The following is a 16010-nucleotide window of genomic DNA, read 5'->3' as shown; positions in this document are numbered from 1 at the left end:
CGCCCGCCTGTCGGACCCTGCGGACCGATGCCGCTGACCGGCCTTGGGGGAAGGGGTCTGCGAAGGCGCACGGTTGCGGGCCCTTGCGGCAGCGGTAGAGGGGCTGCCCCTCGTTCCCCTGCGGCAGCGGGCTACCTCTCGTCGCTCTCGTCCTCGTCGCCGCCCTCGATCGCCGCGCGGGCGTAGGGGACGAGGGCGTCCGGAAGGTCCTCGGGTCCCACCACCGCCACGCCGCGCACTTGTCGGGCTCGCGCGGCTCCGGGACGCCCTCCCGGCGGCGGGCCCGGAAGAACGGCTGGACGCGCGGCGGGACGCAGGGCCGGTACAGCAGGTGTACAGCGTGTACGAGGTCGAGGTCGGCCGGGTCGATCACGAGCCCGGCCTCCTCGCACGCCTCACGGGCGAAACGCGCGGTCGCCGACGGCGACGGTGGTGAGCGCCCTGGGGTCCGCCCGGCGGGCCAGCCGGACGGCGACCGCGACCCGACGGGGGGAGCGAGGCGGCCATGGAGCGGAGGCCGAGCTTGAGCCAGGCGCCGTTGTGGGCGCCCCACCCGTAGTCGTAGGTGAGCTCGCCGCCGAAGAGGAGCTGCTCCGAGGCCGAGGTGCGTTCCCTCGTGGCCGCCCCCGGGGGCGCTGTCGTCGTGGCTCATGCCGTCCCCCTCTCCGGTGTCGTCCGGTCAACGACCTTTCCGAAGAAGCCCGTTGTCGTCGCACCGGAGAGGGAGTGGCGAGCCGTGAGGGCGAGTTGGGGTGACTTGTCCCTTCACTTTTTAAGAAACCTTGTTGAGAAAGTCATAGCTCTGTGAAGGCCCGTTGATTTGCACTCGTCAATCGGTCAGGGTTTCGAGCGAGCCGCCGGAGAGTTTCCTTCCGGTGGCCCAACCCCCCACAAATCCTGACGAGGAGAGCCTTCTTTCATGGCAACTCACAAGCGCGTCCGCAAGTTCAGGATCGTCGCCGTCGCGACCGCGATCGCCGCGGCGGCCGGAGTGACCGTCGCCACCGGCCCGTTCGCCGGTGCGGCCCCCACTCCCGCCGAAGGAACCGTCTACGGCCTCGGCGCGGAGAACGCCGTGGCGGGCAGCTACGTCGTGCTGCTCGACGAGACGACCGACAAGGCCGGCAAGACCGATCTGGCGAAGGAGTACGGCGGCACGCTGCGCCGCAGCTACGACTCCCGCGTCAACGGATTCTCCGTCAACGACCTCACCGAGACGGAGGCCAAGCGCCTCGCCGCCGACCCGGCCGTCGCGAAGGTGGTCCAGAACCGCACCTTCACCATCAACGAGACCCAGGCCAACCCGCCCTCCTGGGGGCTGGACCGGGTCGACCAGGCGGACACCGCGGGCGACCAGAAGTACACCTACCCCGACGCCGCGGGCGAGGGCGTCACCGCGTACGTCATCGACACCGGCGTCCGCGTCGGCCACAGCGACTTCGGCGGTCGCGCCACCGACGGCTTCGACGCCATCGACAACGACGACACCGCCCAGGACGGCAACGGCCACGGCACCCACGTCGCCGGCACCATCGCCGGAACCGCCCACGGCGTCGCCAAGAAGGCGAAGATCGTGGCCGTCCGCGTCCTCGACGACAACGGCTCCGGCACCACCGAGCAGGTCATCGCGGGCATCGACTGGGTCACCAAGAACCACCAGGGCCCGTCCGTCGCCAACATGAGCCTCGGCGGCAGCGCCGACCCGGCCCTCGACGAAGCGGTCAAGAAGGCCATAGCCTCCGGCGTCACCTTCGGCGTCGCCGCCGGCAACGAGTCCTCCGACGCCGGCCAGGGCTCCCCGTCCCGCGTGCCCGAGGCGATCACCGTCGCCTCCTCCACCAAGGACGACCAGCAGTCCAGCTTCTCCAACTTCGGTGCGGTCGTGGACATCTACGCCCCCGGCTCGGACATCACCTCCGCCTGGAACGACAGCGACACCGGCACCAAGACCATCTCCGGTACGTCCATGGCCACCCCGCACGTCGTCGGTGCCGCCGCCGTCTACCTCGGCGGCCACCCCGACGCCACCCCGGCCCAGGTCGCCGAGGCGCTCGTCGGCGGCGCGACCGCCGACAAGATCGGCAACGCCTCTCCCGGCACCGCCAACAAGCTCCTGAAGATCGTGGAGTAACCGCACCCGCCCGACGACGGCCCGCCGCGCCCCTCACACCGGGGCGCGGCGGGCCCGTTCGGTCACAGCGGGGCTTCAGCGCCCGCGCCGCCCCCGACCGGCGGTCTCGTCCTCTTCCTCGTCCTCGCCCCCTTCACCGTCCTCGTCCTCGTAGTCCTCGTCGTCCTCCTCGCCGGGCTCGCCGTCCTCGTCCTCGTACTCGTCCTCCTCGTCCTCCTCGTCCTCTTCCCCGGGGCCGTACTCCCCGTCCTCCTCGTACTCGTCCTGGGGCTCTCCCTCTCCTTCTTCTTCCTCCTCGTCGGGCCCGTCCGCTTCCTGGTCCTCTCCCTGCTCCTCTTCCTCTTCCTGCTCCTGCTCCTGCTCCTCTTCCATGGCCTCCTCGTGCGTGCGGACCACCTCGCCGTCGCGGATCTCGCCGCGCCAGCCCTCCGGCTCGTCGTCGGTGAGGGTCACGTGGCGGCGGAAGTGCTTCAGGTCGAGGCGGAGCCGACGCCCCTGGGCGCGCCAGACGTTGCCCGTCTTCTCGAAGAAACCGGAGGGGTAGTACTCGACGGTGACCAGGACCCGGGTGAGCGACGGGCCCAGTTCGTGGAAACTGACGCAGCCCCGGGTCGACCCCTTGGCGCCCTCCGAGGTCCAGATGATGTGGTCGTCCGGCACCTGCTCCTGGACGGTGGCCTTCCAACTGCGTGTGGAGGGGCCCACCTTGACCTTCCAGTCACTGGTGGTCTCGTCACCCTGCGAGACGTTGCGCACGCCCTTCGCGAAACCGCTGAAGTCCTCGTACTGGGCCCAGTGGTCGTACACCCTCCGGAGCGGAGCGCCCACGTCGACCGTCTCGATGATGCTGGTGATCTTCTGGGTCCCGCTCTTGCGCTTGCCCTTCCCCTTGCCGCCGAACAGGTTCGACGCGGCGTCGGTGACCTTGTCCTTCAGGCCGCCGATGCCGTGGCCCACCATCGCCTTGACGGGGGAGTCCCCCTGGAGCATGCGCCCGCCGATGTCCGCGATGCTGCCGCCGTTGTCGGCCACGTCCTGGAGCTGTCCGGTGACGTCCCCGAGCTTGTCCGTGGCCTTCTCTGCCAGTTGACCGGTCTGGGCGGAGAGGAAGCCGCCGAGCTCGCCGAACAGCCGGTCCAGTCCGGACCCCGATTCCTTTGCGGAGGTGCGGTTCTCGGATGCCATGACCTACCTCCGCGCCGACGGCTTGCGTGCGGCCGTCTTCTTCGAGGCGGTCTTCTTCGCCGCCGGCTTGCGTGCCGAGGTCTTCTTGGCCGAGGCCTTCCCGGCCGTCGTCTTGCGTGCCGCCGTCTTCTTCGCCGGGGCACTCTTCTTCGCGGGAGCGGTCTTCTTCGCGGAGGCGCTCTTCCTGGCGGGGGCGGTCTTCTTCGCGGGAGTGCTCTTCTTCGCCGCCGGCTTCGAGGCCGTCTTCTTCGCGGCCGTCTTCTTGGCGGGCGCGCTCCTCCCGGCGGACGCGTCCGTGCCGCGCGTCCGGGACGGCGAACGTGAGGACCGGCGCGGCCGTGGCTTCTCCGGTTCGGTCTCCTCCTCGTCCTCTTCTTCCGGCTCGCTCTCTTCCTCGTCCTCCTCCTCCGGTTCGGTCTCCTCCTCGTCCTCCTCCGGTTCCCCGTCCTCTCGGGGCTCCTCTTCCTCTTCTTCCTCCCAGGTGTCCTCTTCGTCGTCGTCCTCGGGCTCCGACTCGTCGTCCTCGTAGCCCTCCTGGTCCTCCTCGTCCTCGTAACGCCCTTCCTCGTCCTCCTCTTCGTCCTCGTCCTCGCCGCCGCCGCTGCCGATCGCCAGCGTCCGTTCGTGGAGCGAGTCCGCGAGGTCGGTGAGCTTGCGGTTGGCCGCGGCCTTGAGTGCCTGGCGGCCGGCGTTCAGGGCCTCCCCCTTCAGCTGGTCACCCATCTCCGCCACCTGGGGTATCTCCTTGAGCTTGCTCAGGCCCTCCGTCATGAGCTGCCGAGGTTCGAGGCCGAAACGTCGCCCCGCCAGGTAGGTCGCCGCGGTGAACGCGAGACGCCCCTTCTTCGTCCGCCCCAGTACGTAGCCCCCGGCCACCGCGGCCGCCAGGGCGATCTTGGACGTGTCATCCATGGCCTCTGTCCCTTCACCGGGCGCCTGCGGTCTCGCCGTCGCCTCGCACGGGGCCTCCATACCGAGCCGTACCTCCGCTCATATGCCTGTGGAGGACGCCCCGTTCGGGCGGTGGGGAACGAGCCTGCTCTCCCGGACATGGCATTTGTCCCTATATCATGAAATTCTAGCCCTAACTGGCTGTACGTCTTCTGGAAGTGCCACATGGCCTCAGCAGATTCGGATCGCCCCCGGCGGTCCGCCCCACGCGCCGACGACGAGCGGCGGGAGCGCCCTCCCGCCCGGCGCAGACCCGCGCCGCGCAAGGCGAAAGCCGTCGACGCGGGCTCGGCCATGAGTTCGGCCGCCGAGCAACTGGCGAAGCTGCTCGGCAGACCGCCCGAGTCCGTCTCCTCGCTCAAACCCACCGATTCGGGGTGGGAGGCGCAGGTGGAGGTGCTGGAGCTGGAGCGCATCCCCGACACGACCAGCGTGCTGGCCAGTTACAAGGTCTCACTCGACGAGGAAGGCGCGTTGATCTCCTTCGAACGCACCCGCCGCTACAGCCGCGGGATGATCGATCGGCCGTTCTGAGAACGGTTCGGCCGTGAAGGGAGGCACCATGACAATGGTGCCGCAGGGCGGCGGCAGCGCCGTCGGCAGGGGCGGAGGCTCCTCGGGCACTCTCTACGACGTCCTGGAGCTCATACTGGACCGGGGCCTCGTGATCGACGTCTTCATCCGCGTCTCGCTGGTGGGGATCGAGATCCTCAAGATCGACGCCCGGATCGTGGTGGCCAGCGTGGACACCTACCTGCGCTTCGCCGAGGCCTGCAACAGGCTCGACCTCGAATCCGGCCGCAAGGCTCCGGCGCAGCTCCCCGAGGTCGTCGGGGGCATGATGGAGGGCGGGGCCCACGGCAAGTCCAAGGGAGCGCTCAGCGGGGCGGTCGACGCCGTCACCGAGTCCCTGACCGGGAAGTCCCGCGACGACGAGGAGCCGGACGAGGAGGAAGAGGCGGAGGAGGAGCCCGCTCCCCGGCGCCGACGGCCTCCCGCTCGACGCGCGGCACGCCGGGAGAAGGAGTGACCGATGGCCCTCTACGTCTACGCGATCACGGGGCAGGACCACCCCCTCGCCGTCGCGGACATGACCGGAGTCGGCGCGGAACCGTCCCCGGTGCGCGCCCTCGCGTGCGGGCCGCTGTACGCCGTGGTCAGCGACGTCTCCGAGGAGATCCGGCCCAAGCGGCGCGACCTGCTGATCCACCAGGAGGTGCAGGAGCGCCTCATGGAGGGCGGCCCCGTCCTGCCCCTCCAGTTCGGTTACACCGCCGCCGATGAGGCGACGGTCGAGCAGGCCCTCCGCAAGGACGCCGACGGCTACCTCGCCAACCTGGAACGTCTCGACGGCTGCGCCGAATACCACGTGAGGGCCTCGCAGAACGAGGAGGATCTCCTGCGGCAGATCCTGCGGGAGACCCCCGAGACCCGGGAGCTCAACGAGCGGATCCGCGCCGGGGACCCGGACCCCCAGCTCCCGCTCACCCTCGGCAGGATGGTCGCCGCGCAGGTGGAGGAACGGCAGGACGCGCTCGCGGCCGGACTGACCGACGCGCTCGTCCCGTACGCCAGGGAGCACAACGTCCGGCAGGCGTCCGGCGACGACTTCCTCAATCTCTCGCTGCTGATCTCCGACGACCGGAAGGATGAGTTCCTCTCGGCGCAGTCGGGTCTCGTCCGGCAGCTCGGGGACGGGGTGGACTTCCGGCTGAGCGGCCCCCTGCCGCCGTACAGCTTCGTCCGGTAGCGGGGCGGGGCGGACGGCGGGGACGGCAGGAGACGGACAAGGAGCAGAGACCGCAGGAGACGGACAAGGAGCAGGGACCGCAGGAGACGGACAAGGAAGGAGGACACGGAGGATGGGACTGCTGACGCAGCTGCTCACGCTCCCCGTCGCCCCGGTGCGCGGCGCCGTCTGGATCGCCCGGCGGGTCGTGGAGGAGGCCGAGGAGGAGTACTACGACCCGGCCCCCGTCTGGCAGGAGCTCAAGGAACTGGAGGGCCGGCTCGTACGGGGAGAGATCGACCAGGAGACCTTCGACCACCGCGAGGACGAGCTGCTCGACCGGCTGGACGAGATCGACGCCTACCGGCGGGGGCCGCGATGATCCGGAAGCGAGGCCGCCGTGTCTGACCCCCTGCCCGACCGGTTCGGATCCGCCCCCTCCCGGGCGGCGCCGTCGCCGTACGGACCGAGTTCCTCCGCCAACCTCGCGGACATCCTGGAGCGGGTCCTCGACAAGGGCATCGTCATCGCCGGGGACATCCGCATCAACCTGCTCGACATCGAACTGCTGACGATCAAACTGCGGATCGTGGTCGCCTCCGTGGACAAGGCGAAGGAGATGGGGATCGACTGGTGGGAGCACGACCCCTCGCTCTCCTCGAAGCACACCGGCGGCCCCCTCGCGGAGGAGAACCGCAGGCTCCGCGCGGAGCTGGAGGAGCTGCGGCGCGAGAGGCTGGAACCGGGGGAGCCGCTGGACGCGGAGGCCGTCGAGGAGGCTGAGGTCTACGACGAGGCGGAGCCGGACGACGGGACGGCCCCCGGCCGTGGAGCGGGGGCGAGGACGCCGCGGAAGCGCAGGAAATGAACGGCCGCGAAGACCTCACCTACGTGTACGCCGCGGCTCCGGACACGCCGGAGGTACGTGCGTCCCTCGCGGGCGTCCGGGGAGTGTCGGACGCTCCCGTGTCCCTCCTGCCACTCCCGACGGCCTCCCCGCCGACGGACTTCCCCTCGACGGGTTCCCTCTCACCGGACTCCCCCGCGACGGGTTCCCTCCCGACAGGCTCTTTCCGGGCGGATTCCCCGCCGACGGACCCGATCCGGACGACCGCCCCGGCCCCCGTCGCCTTCGTCGTCAGCCGGGTCGCGCCGGACGAGTTCGACGAGCGGACGCTGAAGGCCCGCTTCGAGGACCTGGAGTGGCTGGAGGGCGTCGCCCGCGCCCACCACGAGGTCGTGCAGACCGTTGCCCGCCACGACACCGTCCTCCCGTTGCGCCTGGCGACCGTCTACCAGAACGACGACCGTGCCCTCGGCGCCCTCGCCGCCCAGCACCACGTCTTCGCCGAACGGATCGCCCTCCTCCGCGACCGGAGCGAGTTCGGCGTCAAGCTGTACATCAGCCCCACCGGCCCCTCGGAGCCCCGAGAGGACACCGCCGACGCCTCCCTCGGCCCCGGCAAGGCCTATCTGCGAAGCCGCCGGGCCCAGCACAGCGCCCAGGAGGTCCGCTACCGGCACGCCCAGGAGGCCGCCGACCGCGTCGAGGCCCTGGCCTCCCGCTTCAGCACGCACCGCGTGCGCCATCCCGCCCAGCGCGGCGCCCTGGCGGGCCCGGAGGAGAACGTCCTCAACGACGCCTACCTCGTCCCGCACGACCGCGCCGAAGAGTTCCGGACGGCGCTCACCGCCGCGGTGGAGGGTCTCGACGGCGTACGCGTCGAGGTGACCGGCCCGTGGGCCCCGTACTCCTTCGCCACACCGTCGCCGCCGTCCGCCCCCGAAGCCTCCGGGGAGGGAACGGCGCCATGACGGTCTCCCGGCCCACCGAGTCGCTGCCCAACCGGCAGGTCGCCCTGGTCGACCTGCTCGACAGGCTGCTCAGCGGGGGAGTGGTCCTCTCCGGCGACATCGTCCTGTCGATCGCGGACATCGACCTCGTCCGCATCTCCCTCCGCGCCCTGATCGTGTCCGTCGACTCGGCGGCGGACCCCCTGACACCGCTGGACCGGGGGCCGGCGTGAACGACGAGGCGGCACCGGCACCGGGGGCGCGGAGGCCTCCTCCCGAGCGGCCCCCGAAGACGTCTCCGCCCCTGGACCGGGCGGGCACCGCCCTGAACGACGCCTTCCGCCTCCTCCAGGCCCCGCCCGCCCCGGCCGACGAACCCCCGCGCCCCGCCCGAAGGCTCCGGACCGACCATGAATCGGTGGAGGAGGACCTGCTCAAACTCGTCCTCACCGTCGTGGAACTGCTGCGCCAACTCATCGAGCGGCAGGCACTGCGGCGCGTCGACTCGGGCGACCTCACCGACGACCAGGAGGAGGAACTGGGCGCCACCCTGATGGCCCTGCACGACGCCCTGTCCGACCTCTGCGCCGAGCACGGCTACACGCTCCAGGACCTCAACCTCGACCTCGGCCCGCTCGGCCCCCTGCTGCCACGGTCGGACTGAGCAGCACGGCTCCGGCCCGCGCCGTCAGGAGGAGCGGGAGGAGACGGTGAGGCCCGCCAGGTCGAGGGCCCTGGCCACGGCGGGCAGGTCGAGCGGCGCGTCGTCGTGGCGGGCGGGCCGCAACCGTTCGAGGAGGAGCTCCGGCCGCAGCCGGTGCGCCTCGGCGTCCGCCAGGAGACCCGCCGCGACCGCCCCGCCACCGTTCGGGTCGTGGACGTGGTCCGACAGCTCTCCCAGCACCCGCTCCCGGTCGACGAGGCCGCTCATGCCGCAGTCCAGACCGTCGTCCCGGAGGTCGTCGGGGTACGGCGCGCGGGCCCAGACCCCGCCCTCGTACCAGTAGACGCAGCCCAGCTCGTACCCCTCGATCCGGTCGCGCAGCTCGTCGTACGGGAGCCAGTCCGGCCCGCCGGCCAGCATGTCGATCGGCGTCCTGTGCCACTTCACACCGCTCGACTCGTCCTCGCCGTAGAGCACGAAGCGGCCCTCGCCCCCTCGGGACATGGTCCACCAGGTGCAGCCGGAGTCGTCGTGGTGGAGCCCCTCGGCGTCTACCCGGAGGCCGGTGCGGTAGCCGCTCGCGCGCTGCTCTTCGGCGCTGGTCGCCCCGATCGCCGCGAGCAGCGCCCACCGGCCCCACAGCGCCTCGCCCGGCGGAAGGTCCTCCGGTAGTCCCGGCCGGTGGATGGTCATGCGCGCCCCCGTGAATCCTCGCCCCGATGATGATCACACCCACAGTACGATCCTCTCGGAGACCGGCCGCGGGGCCCCGCCCGTCGGGCGGATCAGGAACGGTCGGCCTCGGCGAAGATCCAGCGGTTGGCCGCCAGGGCGTCCTCCGGTTCCGGGAGCGGACCCCGGCCGTGGAGCACGGTGAAGTCGTACGGGCGGTGCACGGCCACCCGCCATCCGCGGGCGGCGAGGAACCCGGCCGATTCGGGACGCGGCCCGGCGGCGAAGAGGCCCGGCAGGTCGATGCCGATCCGCTCGCGCGCCGTCGTGTACACCGGGCCACCGCGCACGCGCGACGACTCGGCCGTCACCTCCTTGATCTCGTACGCCAGCGTGCCGCCGGCGGCGCTGAGCCGGTCCACGTCGTCGATCAGCCGCCGCTCGGCCTCGGCGGGGAGGTAGAGCAGCAGGCCCTCGGCGAGCCAGGCGGTCGGGGAGGACGGGTCGAAACCGGAGCCGAGCAGGGCCGCCGTCCAGTCGTGCCGGAGGTCGGCGGCGCACGGGCGGCGCTCGGCGACGGACTCCGCCCCGACGCTGTCGAGCACCGACTGCTTGAAGGCCAGCACGTCGGCCGAGTCGATCTCGTGGACCACGGTCCCGGCGGGCCAGTCGAGCCGGAAGGCCCGGGAGTCGAGCCCCGCGCCCAGCAGGACCACCTGGCGCACGCCCGACCTGGCGGACGCCAGCAGGTGATCGTCCAGGACCCGCGTCCTCAGCCCGAAGTACCGGCCGAGCCTGCCCCACAGCGGATCCGAGGCACCGCCGGGGACCTCGTCGGGGTGGAGCGGCCAGTCGGCGGTGTCCGGCGCCGCCCGGACGAAGGCGGCGGCGAACGGATCGCGGGCGAGCGCGTCGGGACGGTGGGTCTCGACGGCACGGGCGGCGGCCACCAGCAGGGCGGTGCGGCCCACGCCCGCCGTCACCCCCGGGGCCGGACCGGCTGCGGTGCGCACTTCTCCTCCCCCTCCTCCTCTTCGCGGTGCCGCGGCTCCGCCGCGGGGACGTCCCACACGGACGGGTCGTCCGAGGCGGGGGTACGGGCGCCGTAGAGGACGCGCATGAAGGCGAGGACCTCCTCGTACGGCAGGTGCAGGGACGTGGTGCAGTCCGCCGGCACGGTGACGTGGAAGCCCTTCTGGAACGCGGTACGGGCGGTGGAGTCCACGCACACGTCCGCGAACAGGCCCGCGAACACCAGGTGTTCGACGCCCCGGGCGCGCAGGTGCTCCTCGAAGCCCGCCGCGAGGAAGGCGTCGAAGCGGGCCCGCTTGGTGAAGACGGCCTCGTCGGCAGCGGGCAGGACGCGGTGGAAGTCCGCGCCCCAGGTGCCCTCCAGGCACTTCGGCGGCCTGCCCCGGCCCCGGTCCCGCAGCCGCCAGCTCGCCCCCTGGTGGACGGGGTCGCCCGTGAACCGGACGAAGACCACCTCCACGCCCCTGCGCCGGGCCTCCGCGACCGCTCCGGCGGTCGCGGAGACGACGGCGTCCAGGACCGCCGGGTCGCCGCGGAACCGGGCCCTGGCCAGGGGACTCGCGCAGAAGTCGTTCTGCAGGTCCACCACGACCAGGGCCGTGCGCGCCGGTGCCGTCACGGGCCGCCCACCAGGGCCGCGTCGCGCCGGACGCCGTCCGGTCCGGAGACGTCGAGCGCGTCGAGCAGGGCGTCGACCACGTCGCTCGTGGAGTGCCGGCCGCCGAGGTCGGGGGTGTGCGTGCCCCGCTCGTCGAGGACCGCGAGGGCGTCCTCCACGGCCGCCACGGCACCGTGGCACCCGGCGTGGTGCTCGGCGACGAGCGCGGCGGCCCGGACCGTGGCCACCGGGTTGACCAGGTCCCGCCCCGCCAGGTCGTCGGCCGAGCCGTGCACGGTCTGGTACTCCACCAGGCCCCGCAGTGCCGGATCGAGACAGACGTTCTCCGTGCAGCGGTTCTCCTGCCGGTCGGAGCCGTACCGGTCGAGGAGCACGACGTGCATGATGTCGGCCCACTCGTTCCCGGCGATCAGCAGGGTGCGGTCGGGCAGTCCGTGGGCGAGCAGGTTGCGGTTGACCGTGTCCGGCTGGAACACCTCGATCGGCACCCCGAGCCGCTCGGACAGGTCGGCCACCCACGCGTCGAACGCGCCGTCGAGCAGATGGAACTTGTACGCCATGAGGATCCGGCCGATCCGCCCGTCCGGCCAGGTGCGCCGGGCCCGCTCCAGGGCGTGCTCGACGACCGCGCCGGTGATCTCGCGGCTGAAGGTGAGGGTGCGGGTGACCTCGCCCTCGGTGTGCGTGTTCTCGCCGGTGTAGAAGCCCTGGGCCTGGTCCCTGACCAGCAGCAGCGACCGCCCGTCGGCCGCCAGCAGGTCGACCTTCACGGCCCGCAGCCGGCGCCGGACGAGGTACAGCGACTGGGCGTTGATCGCGGTGCGGAAGACCGCCGTGGTGCCGCGCTCGGCCAGGCCCCGGCACCACGCCTCGTAGTGGTCGGCGTCCTCGGCCGTCAGCCGCTGCACGGCGGCGACGTCATGGTCCCGGCGGAGCGAGACGTAGGAGTGGTACATGCGCGGCGAGCGGACGACGTCCACGTCCGCGCCGCCCGGACGGCCGGCGGCCAAGGCGCCCAGTACGCGCTCGAAGACGTCCGCCAGCTCCGGGCCCGTGCCGTGGCCCACGGCCAGGCCGATCACGGGCCCGCCGCCGTCCGACGGGCCCGTCGCCGACGGAGAGACCCGCGCCGACGGAACGGCTCCCGCCGCCGGCGCGGCTCCTGTTAACGGGGTGGTTCCCGCGCCCCCCTGCCCGGCCTCCCCGGTCATCGGGCGGCGCCGGGGACGAGGTGGTCACCGGCGATGCCGGCCTTCTCCGGACGGTAGTAGTCCCGGATCCCGGCCGCCCAGACGGCCACCGGGACGCGGTCGCCGTCCACCGGGCCGAAGGCCTCGAACAGCGCCTCGATGTTGGGCCGGTCGAAGCCGATGGCGGTCATGAGGGCGAGAAAGTCGGGGCGGGCGACGAAGCCGTCGCCGTTCACGTCGCCCATCGCGGCCAGCGCCTCGGCGAACTCGTCGACGGCGGCGTCGAACCGCTGCGGGTCGAGTACGACGGCGGTGAACTCCTCGGGGCTGATCCGTCCGTCACCGTCGGCGTCCAGCTCGGACAGGAGCGTGTCCCCGTACCGGCGGAAGGCGCCGAGGAGCCGCGCCCCGGCCTTCTCGTCGGCCGCCGGCAGTGCCGCGACGGTCCGCTTCCCCATCAGTTCGAAGTCGGCGGGCTCCAGGAAGCCGTTCCCGTCGGCGTCGAAGAGCGAGAACACGAGCTGCACACGGTCGGTGGCCTCGGTGGTGGGCATGAGGATGCACCCGGCTTTCGGTGAGGATGACGCCGGGACACGCGCCCGGCCGCTGATCCACTATCGGGGCGCGGGGGCACTTTCGGTGGACAAAACCGGGCTGTTGTACACGATCGAAGGCAATTCGCCGGGCGGTGCATGACGGGCCGGGAAGTTGGAAATCAGGGGCGGATTCTCTTCCGGCGGTCTGCCGCCTCTCGCCCTCGCCGGCGGTCGACAGCGAGCCGCCCGTTCCGGCCGGGCCGGAACGGGCGGGAGGAGGGGAACGGTCCGACAGGAACGGTCAGTCGCGGTCGACTTCCTTGCGGAGGACCCGCTGCTCGGTCGTGGAGACGTCGTACGTCGTCTTGTCCCAGTTGCCGGTGTTGACGACGTCCACCGACCAGGCGTCGTCGTCCAGTTCCACGGCCGTGACGGTGCCCTTGTCGTCCTTGGTGGCCGTCTGGACCGCCTGCTCCGGCGTGACGGTGGTCCGCTTCAGCCGGTCGGCCAGCTCCTGCTTGTCCTCGGCGTCCTGGTCCGCGTCCGGCTTGTCGCTGATGACCTTGCCGCTGACGCCGTCGACCCAGACGTCGTGGAGGGTGCCGTCCGAGGTGGCGACGCTCGCGTGCCACGCCGGGGTCCGCGCACCCGCGCCCTCCGACGGGCTCGCGGAGGCGGACGCGCCGGCGCTGACGGACGGGGAGGCGTACGCGGTGGCGCTGCCGCTGGGCTGGGGGCTGCCGCTCGCCGTGGCGTTCGGCGGTGCCCAGGTGAGCTCGTTCTCGACCAGCTTGCCCTGGGGAACGGCGGCCACGGCGGTCTGCGTGGCCTTGTCCCAGGTGACCTTCGTGGCCGGGACGAGGCGCTGGCGCTCGGCCTGGTCGTCGGTGAGCCGGGGCGAGGCGGACCCCGAGGGGGAGGCGGGCGCGGAGGTCGGCGCCGACGGCTCGGCCGTGCCCGTGGTCTGGGCCGGCGCGATGCGGGCGGAGGTCGTGGTGGTCTCCTTCTGCTCGGAGCCGCAGGCGGCGAGCAGAAGGGCGCAGGACGCGGCGAGGCAGGCGACGGCCGGGCCACGCAGTCGATGTCGCAGAGAAGTACTCATGCACCCATTCCTGACCCGTGCCCTCCGCTCCGTGACGCGGCGGGCCGCCCAACCACCCGATCGCGGTCCTCCTCCGGTCCGGACGGGGGAAACCTTCCCGGTGCCCCGTCCGGACGCAGCCTCACCGGTCGGACGACGAGTCGTCCCCGTTCTCGTTCCCGTTCGTGTAGCGGAACCGTGCCCACAACGGCAGGAGGAACCAGCAGACCAGGTACCAGGCGAAGACCCCGGACACCAGCCACGGCACGTAGCCGTCGTGCGTGGCCACGCGCAGGATCAGGAAGAGCGCCGAGATCAGCGTCGCGAGGAGCAGGATGAGGCCGAGGAACGTGAGCCGGGACGCCCAGACGACCGCCTGGGGCTTGATGCGGCGCCCCGACACGATGCGGTGGAAGGCCACGGGCCCGATGAGGGCGCCGGTCGCCAGCGAGCCGAGCACGACGGTGACGATGTAGATCGTCTTGTCGGTCTGCTCCAGGCCCTGGAAATGTGGTGTGAACACCACGGTGAGCAGGAAGCCCAGGAGGATCTGGACGCCGGTCTGGGCGACCCTGATCTCCTGGATGAGTTCGGTCCAGCGCCGGTCCGCACGCTCTTCGGACGTCTCGTGTCTTCTGGTCCGCCGGTCATTGTCGGGTATCGCATCCTCAGCCATGGCGTCCTCTTTCCCGCAGGTCGGCATCCCATCCGCCTGGAGTTTCCCTTTTCCCGGCGTGCGTGCCACCCCCCCGTTCAGGCCCGGCGGGAAGATCCTCGCGGCAAGCCGGGCCCGCGAGGACGCGTCCGTACGCGCGCGTGAGGAGTGCGATCACCGGAGCGCCTGGGAGCCACTTCCGGGGCGCCCGGGGGAGGACGGGCCGCTCCACGCCGCCGCAAGACGCCGGAGAAGAGCCGCGGAGGTCGTGTGTCGACGTACGAGGATGTCCTGGGCGGTCTGCTGGCCCGTTCCCACCTGCGGTCCGGACGGGAACTCGCGGGCCTCGTCCAGGACGCGGGCCGCCGCATGGGGTTCGGGGGGACGGCCATGTACGTCACCGACCTCCAGCAGATCCGCCTGATCGCCCTGCCCCAGCCGGACGTCACCGGCCCGCCGGCGCTCGACGTCGACAGCTCACTGGCGGGCCTGGCCTACCGTACGCAGCAGGCGCAGCGGTCGAGGGACGGCGCCACCGCCTGGCTGCCGATGATCGACGGGGTCGAGCGCGTCGGCGTCCTGATGGTGACGGCGCCCGTCCTGGACGACGCCCTGCTCGGGCGCGGGGAGACGCTCGCCGGGATCGCCGCCCTGCTCGTGGTGTCGAAGTCCTCCCACAGCGACCTGCTGGTCGAGACCGAACGCGCGCGGGCGATGACGGTGCAGGCCGAACTGCTGTGGGCCTTCCTGCCGCCGCGGACCATCGGCACGGCGGAGGTCACCTCCTCGGCGGTCCTCGAACCCGCGTACGACATCGGTGGCGACACCTTCGACCACACCCTGGACGACCGCGGCCTGCACCTGACCGTCATCGACTCCATGGGGCACGACCTCGCCTCCGGCGGGGCCAGCGCTGCCGGACTCGCCGCCTGCCGGGCCGCCCGCCGCTCCGGGGGTTCGCTGACCGACATCGTCACCTCGATCGACGAGATCCTGGACACCTGGTTCACCGACCGCCTCATGACCGCCGTCGTCGCCCATCTGGACACCTCCGACGGACGGCTGACCTGGATCAACTGCGGGCATCCGCCACCCCTGCTGATCCGCCACGGCAGGGTGCTCCCGCAGGTCCTCGAACGGGAGCCCGACCTGCCCCTCGGCTGGGGGTTCCTCAGGGACGCGCCGCCCACCGAGCACACCGAGCGCCTCCAGCCGGGCGACCGGATCCTCCTCTACAGCGACGGCGTCACCGAGGCGCGCTCGCCCGGAGGGGACTTCTACGGCGAAGAACGGCTGGCCGACACCGTCATCCGCGCCACGGCGGCCGGCGCCCCCGCCCCCGAGGCCCTCCGCCGCCTGATCCAGGGCCTGCGGCAACACCAGAGCCACAAACTGCGCGACGACGCCACCATCCTGCTCACCGAGTGGCACCCGCGCGGGCGCGGCGGGGGAGCACGGCCGGACGCGGCGGGAGGACACGACCGGACCCCGGGGGGCGAGTGATCGCTCCGGACGCGGGTAGGCGCGGGTCGACAGCGAGACCACGGAGAACCGTCAGGAGGGTTCATGAGCACGCCCCCGAACGATCCCGTCCCTCCGAGCCCCACGCCCCCGCCCGGGCCGGGCCCCGCTCCCGGACCGGGACCGCTCCCGGGGCCGGCTCCCGGGCCCGGCGGCCCGGACCCCGTTCCGCCCGCCCCGCCCCAGCCGGAACCGGACCCGCCGGCCCCGACGCCGCCCCCGGACCCCTTCCCCCAGCCCGGCCCGCTGC

At 72.2% G+C, this 16010-nt stretch carries 19 protein-coding genes; 10 read left to right on the top strand and 9 right to left on the bottom strand.

Annotated features, from left to right (window positions below):
- Positions 1 to 919: 919 nt before the first annotated feature.
- Entirely contained in the window at positions 920 to 2131 is a 1212-nt protein-coding gene (locus tag ACWGSR_RS17840) for a S8 family serine peptidase (RefSeq protein ID WP_453567364.1), read from the top strand.
- Between the two features lie 75 nt (positions 2132 to 2206).
- Here ACWGSR_RS17840 and ACWGSR_RS17835 read toward each other — a convergent pair whose 3' ends face one another.
- Positions 2207 to 3316 (bottom strand): SRPBCC family protein, encoded by a 1110-nt coding sequence (locus ACWGSR_RS17835; protein ID WP_453567362.1) that lies wholly within the window; start codon positions 3314 to 3316, stop codon positions 2207 to 2209.
- 3 nt (positions 3317 to 3319) lie between these two features.
- Positions 3320 to 4228: a histone protein gene (locus ACWGSR_RS17830; RefSeq protein ID WP_453567360.1), complete on the bottom strand. Its 909-nt coding sequence runs from the start codon at positions 4226 to 4228 to the stop codon at positions 3320 to 3322.
- 204 nt (positions 4229 to 4432) lie between these two features.
- Here ACWGSR_RS17830 and ACWGSR_RS17825 point away from each other — a divergent pair, with 204 nt between their 5' ends.
- From ACWGSR_RS17825 to ACWGSR_RS17790, 8 genes are all read left to right on the top strand, one after another.
- Positions 4433 to 4801: a gas vesicle protein GvpO gene (locus tag ACWGSR_RS17825; RefSeq protein WP_376246895.1), complete on the top strand. Its 369-nt coding sequence runs from the start codon at positions 4433 to 4435 to the stop codon at positions 4799 to 4801.
- 28 nt (positions 4802 to 4829) lie between these two features.
- Positions 4830 to 5297 (top strand): gas vesicle structural protein GvpA, encoded by a 468-nt coding sequence (locus tag ACWGSR_RS17820; protein ID WP_366378726.1) that lies wholly within the window; start codon positions 4830 to 4832, stop codon positions 5295 to 5297.
- 3 nt (positions 5298 to 5300) lie between these two features.
- On the top strand, positions 5301 to 6017 hold the full coding sequence (locus ACWGSR_RS17815; RefSeq protein WP_453567358.1) for a GvpL/GvpF family gas vesicle protein: 717 nt from the start codon (positions 5301 to 5303) through the stop codon (positions 6015 to 6017).
- Between the two features lie 112 nt (positions 6018 to 6129).
- Complete coding sequence (locus ACWGSR_RS17810) at positions 6130 to 6378, top strand: gas vesicle protein GvpG (RefSeq protein ID WP_376246904.1); 249 nt, start codon at positions 6130 to 6132, stop codon at positions 6376 to 6378.
- A gap of 18 nt (positions 6379 to 6396) precedes the next feature.
- Positions 6397 to 6864, top strand: coding sequence for a gas vesicle protein (locus ACWGSR_RS17805; RefSeq protein ID WP_376246907.1), 468 nt, complete (start codon positions 6397 to 6399; stop codon positions 6862 to 6864).
- Positions 6861 to 7811, top strand: a complete 951-nt coding sequence (locus ACWGSR_RS17800; protein WP_453567356.1) for a GvpL/GvpF family gas vesicle protein — start codon at positions 6861 to 6863, stop codon at positions 7809 to 7811. Before ACWGSR_RS17805 ends, ACWGSR_RS17800 begins: the two co-directional genes overlap by 4 nt.
- Positions 7808 to 8023 (top strand): gas vesicle protein, encoded by a 216-nt coding sequence (locus ACWGSR_RS17795; protein WP_453567354.1) that lies wholly within the window; start codon positions 7808 to 7810, stop codon positions 8021 to 8023. Before ACWGSR_RS17800 ends, ACWGSR_RS17795 begins: the two co-directional genes overlap by 4 nt.
- On the top strand, positions 8020 to 8454 hold the full coding sequence (locus ACWGSR_RS17790) for a gas vesicle protein K (protein WP_376246915.1): 435 nt from the start codon (positions 8020 to 8022) through the stop codon (positions 8452 to 8454). The genes ACWGSR_RS17795 and ACWGSR_RS17790 overlap by 4 nt, the downstream gene beginning before the upstream one ends.
- A 24-nt stretch (positions 8455 to 8478) precedes the next feature.
- Here the strand turns inward: ACWGSR_RS17790 and ACWGSR_RS17785 are convergent, their stop codons facing one another.
- From ACWGSR_RS17785 to ACWGSR_RS17755, 7 genes are all read right to left on the bottom strand, one after another.
- Complete coding sequence (locus ACWGSR_RS17785; protein ID WP_453567351.1) at positions 8479 to 9147, bottom strand: hypothetical protein; 669 nt, start codon at positions 9145 to 9147, stop codon at positions 8479 to 8481.
- Between the two features lie 92 nt (positions 9148 to 9239).
- Positions 9240 to 10139 carry an SAM-dependent methyltransferase gene (locus tag ACWGSR_RS17780; RefSeq protein ID WP_453567349.1) on the bottom strand — a complete coding sequence of 300 codons (900 nt, stop codon included), beginning with the start codon at positions 10137 to 10139 and terminating at the stop codon, positions 9240 to 9242.
- On the bottom strand, positions 10106 to 10777 hold the full coding sequence (locus ACWGSR_RS17775) for a cysteine hydrolase family protein (RefSeq protein WP_453567347.1): 672 nt from the start codon (positions 10775 to 10777) through the stop codon (positions 10106 to 10108). Before ACWGSR_RS17775 ends, ACWGSR_RS17780 begins: the two co-directional genes overlap by 34 nt.
- On the bottom strand, positions 10774 to 11859 hold the full coding sequence (locus ACWGSR_RS17770) for an isocitrate/isopropylmalate family dehydrogenase (protein WP_453567346.1): 1086 nt from the start codon (positions 11857 to 11859) through the stop codon (positions 10774 to 10776). Before ACWGSR_RS17770 ends, ACWGSR_RS17775 begins: the two co-directional genes overlap by 4 nt.
- Positions 11860 to 11984: 125 nt before the next feature.
- A complete protein-coding gene (locus ACWGSR_RS17765; RefSeq protein WP_453567344.1) occupies positions 11985 to 12521 on the bottom strand; it encodes an EF-hand domain-containing protein in 537 nt (178 codons plus the stop codon).
- A gap of 283 nt (positions 12522 to 12804) precedes the next feature.
- A complete protein-coding gene (locus ACWGSR_RS17760) occupies positions 12805 to 13605 on the bottom strand; it encodes a PepSY domain-containing protein (protein WP_376236497.1) in 801 nt (266 codons plus the stop codon).
- Between the two features lie 121 nt (positions 13606 to 13726).
- Positions 13727 to 14260 (bottom strand): DUF6328 family protein, encoded by a 534-nt coding sequence (locus tag ACWGSR_RS17755; RefSeq protein WP_376236495.1) that lies wholly within the window; start codon positions 14258 to 14260, stop codon positions 13727 to 13729.
- Positions 14261 to 14509: 249 nt separating this feature from the next.
- Here ACWGSR_RS17755 and ACWGSR_RS17750 point away from each other — a divergent pair, with 249 nt between their 5' ends.
- Positions 14510 to 15742, top strand: coding sequence for a PP2C family protein-serine/threonine phosphatase (locus tag ACWGSR_RS17750; RefSeq protein ID WP_453567341.1), 1233 nt, complete (start codon positions 14510 to 14512; stop codon positions 15740 to 15742).
- Positions 15743 to 16010: the final 268 nt, after the last annotated feature.

Source organism: Streptomyces sp. NPDC055632 (assembly GCF_053618675.1).
The sequence above is the reverse complement of the archived record's forward strand: the minus strand, read 5'-3'. Positions and strand labels throughout refer to the sequence as shown.

Bases quoted from the DNA above. Each gene is read 5' to 3' on its own strand.
- ACWGSR_RS17840 (WP_453567364.1), top strand. From the start codon at position 920: ATGGCAACTCACAAGCGCGTCCGCAAGTTCAGGATCGTCGCCGTCGCG.
- ACWGSR_RS17835 (WP_453567362.1), bottom strand. From the start codon at position 3,316: ATGGCATCCGAGAACCGCACCTCCGCAAAGGAATCGGGGTCCGGACTG.
- ACWGSR_RS17830 (WP_453567360.1), bottom strand. From the start codon at position 4,228: ATGGATGACACGTCCAAGATCGCCCTGGCGGCCGCGGTGGCCGGGGGC.
- ACWGSR_RS17825 (WP_376246895.1), top strand. From the start codon at position 4,433: ATGGCCTCAGCAGATTCGGATCGCCCCCGGCGGTCCGCCCCACGCGCC.
- ACWGSR_RS17820 (WP_366378726.1), top strand. From the start codon at position 4,830: ATGACAATGGTGCCGCAGGGCGGCGGCAGCGCCGTCGGCAGGGGCGGA.
- ACWGSR_RS17815 (WP_453567358.1), top strand. From the start codon at position 5,301: ATGGCCCTCTACGTCTACGCGATCACGGGGCAGGACCACCCCCTCGCC.
- ACWGSR_RS17810 (WP_376246904.1), top strand. From the start codon at position 6,130: ATGGGACTGCTGACGCAGCTGCTCACGCTCCCCGTCGCCCCGGTGCGC.
- ACWGSR_RS17800 (WP_453567356.1), top strand. From the start codon at position 6,861: ATGAACGGCCGCGAAGACCTCACCTACGTGTACGCCGCGGCTCCGGAC.
- ACWGSR_RS17795 (WP_453567354.1), top strand. From the start codon at position 7,808: ATGACGGTCTCCCGGCCCACCGAGTCGCTGCCCAACCGGCAGGTCGCC.
- ACWGSR_RS17785 (WP_453567351.1), bottom strand. From the start codon at position 9,147: ATGACCATCCACCGGCCGGGACTACCGGAGGACCTTCCGCCGGGCGAG.
- ACWGSR_RS17765 (WP_453567344.1), bottom strand. From the start codon at position 12,521: ATGCCCACCACCGAGGCCACCGACCGTGTGCAGCTCGTGTTCTCGCTC.
- ACWGSR_RS17760 (WP_376236497.1), bottom strand. From the start codon at position 13,605: ATGAGTACTTCTCTGCGACATCGACTGCGTGGCCCGGCCGTCGCCTGC.
- ACWGSR_RS17755 (WP_376236495.1), bottom strand. From the start codon at position 14,260: ATGGCTGAGGATGCGATACCCGACAATGACCGGCGGACCAGAAGACAC.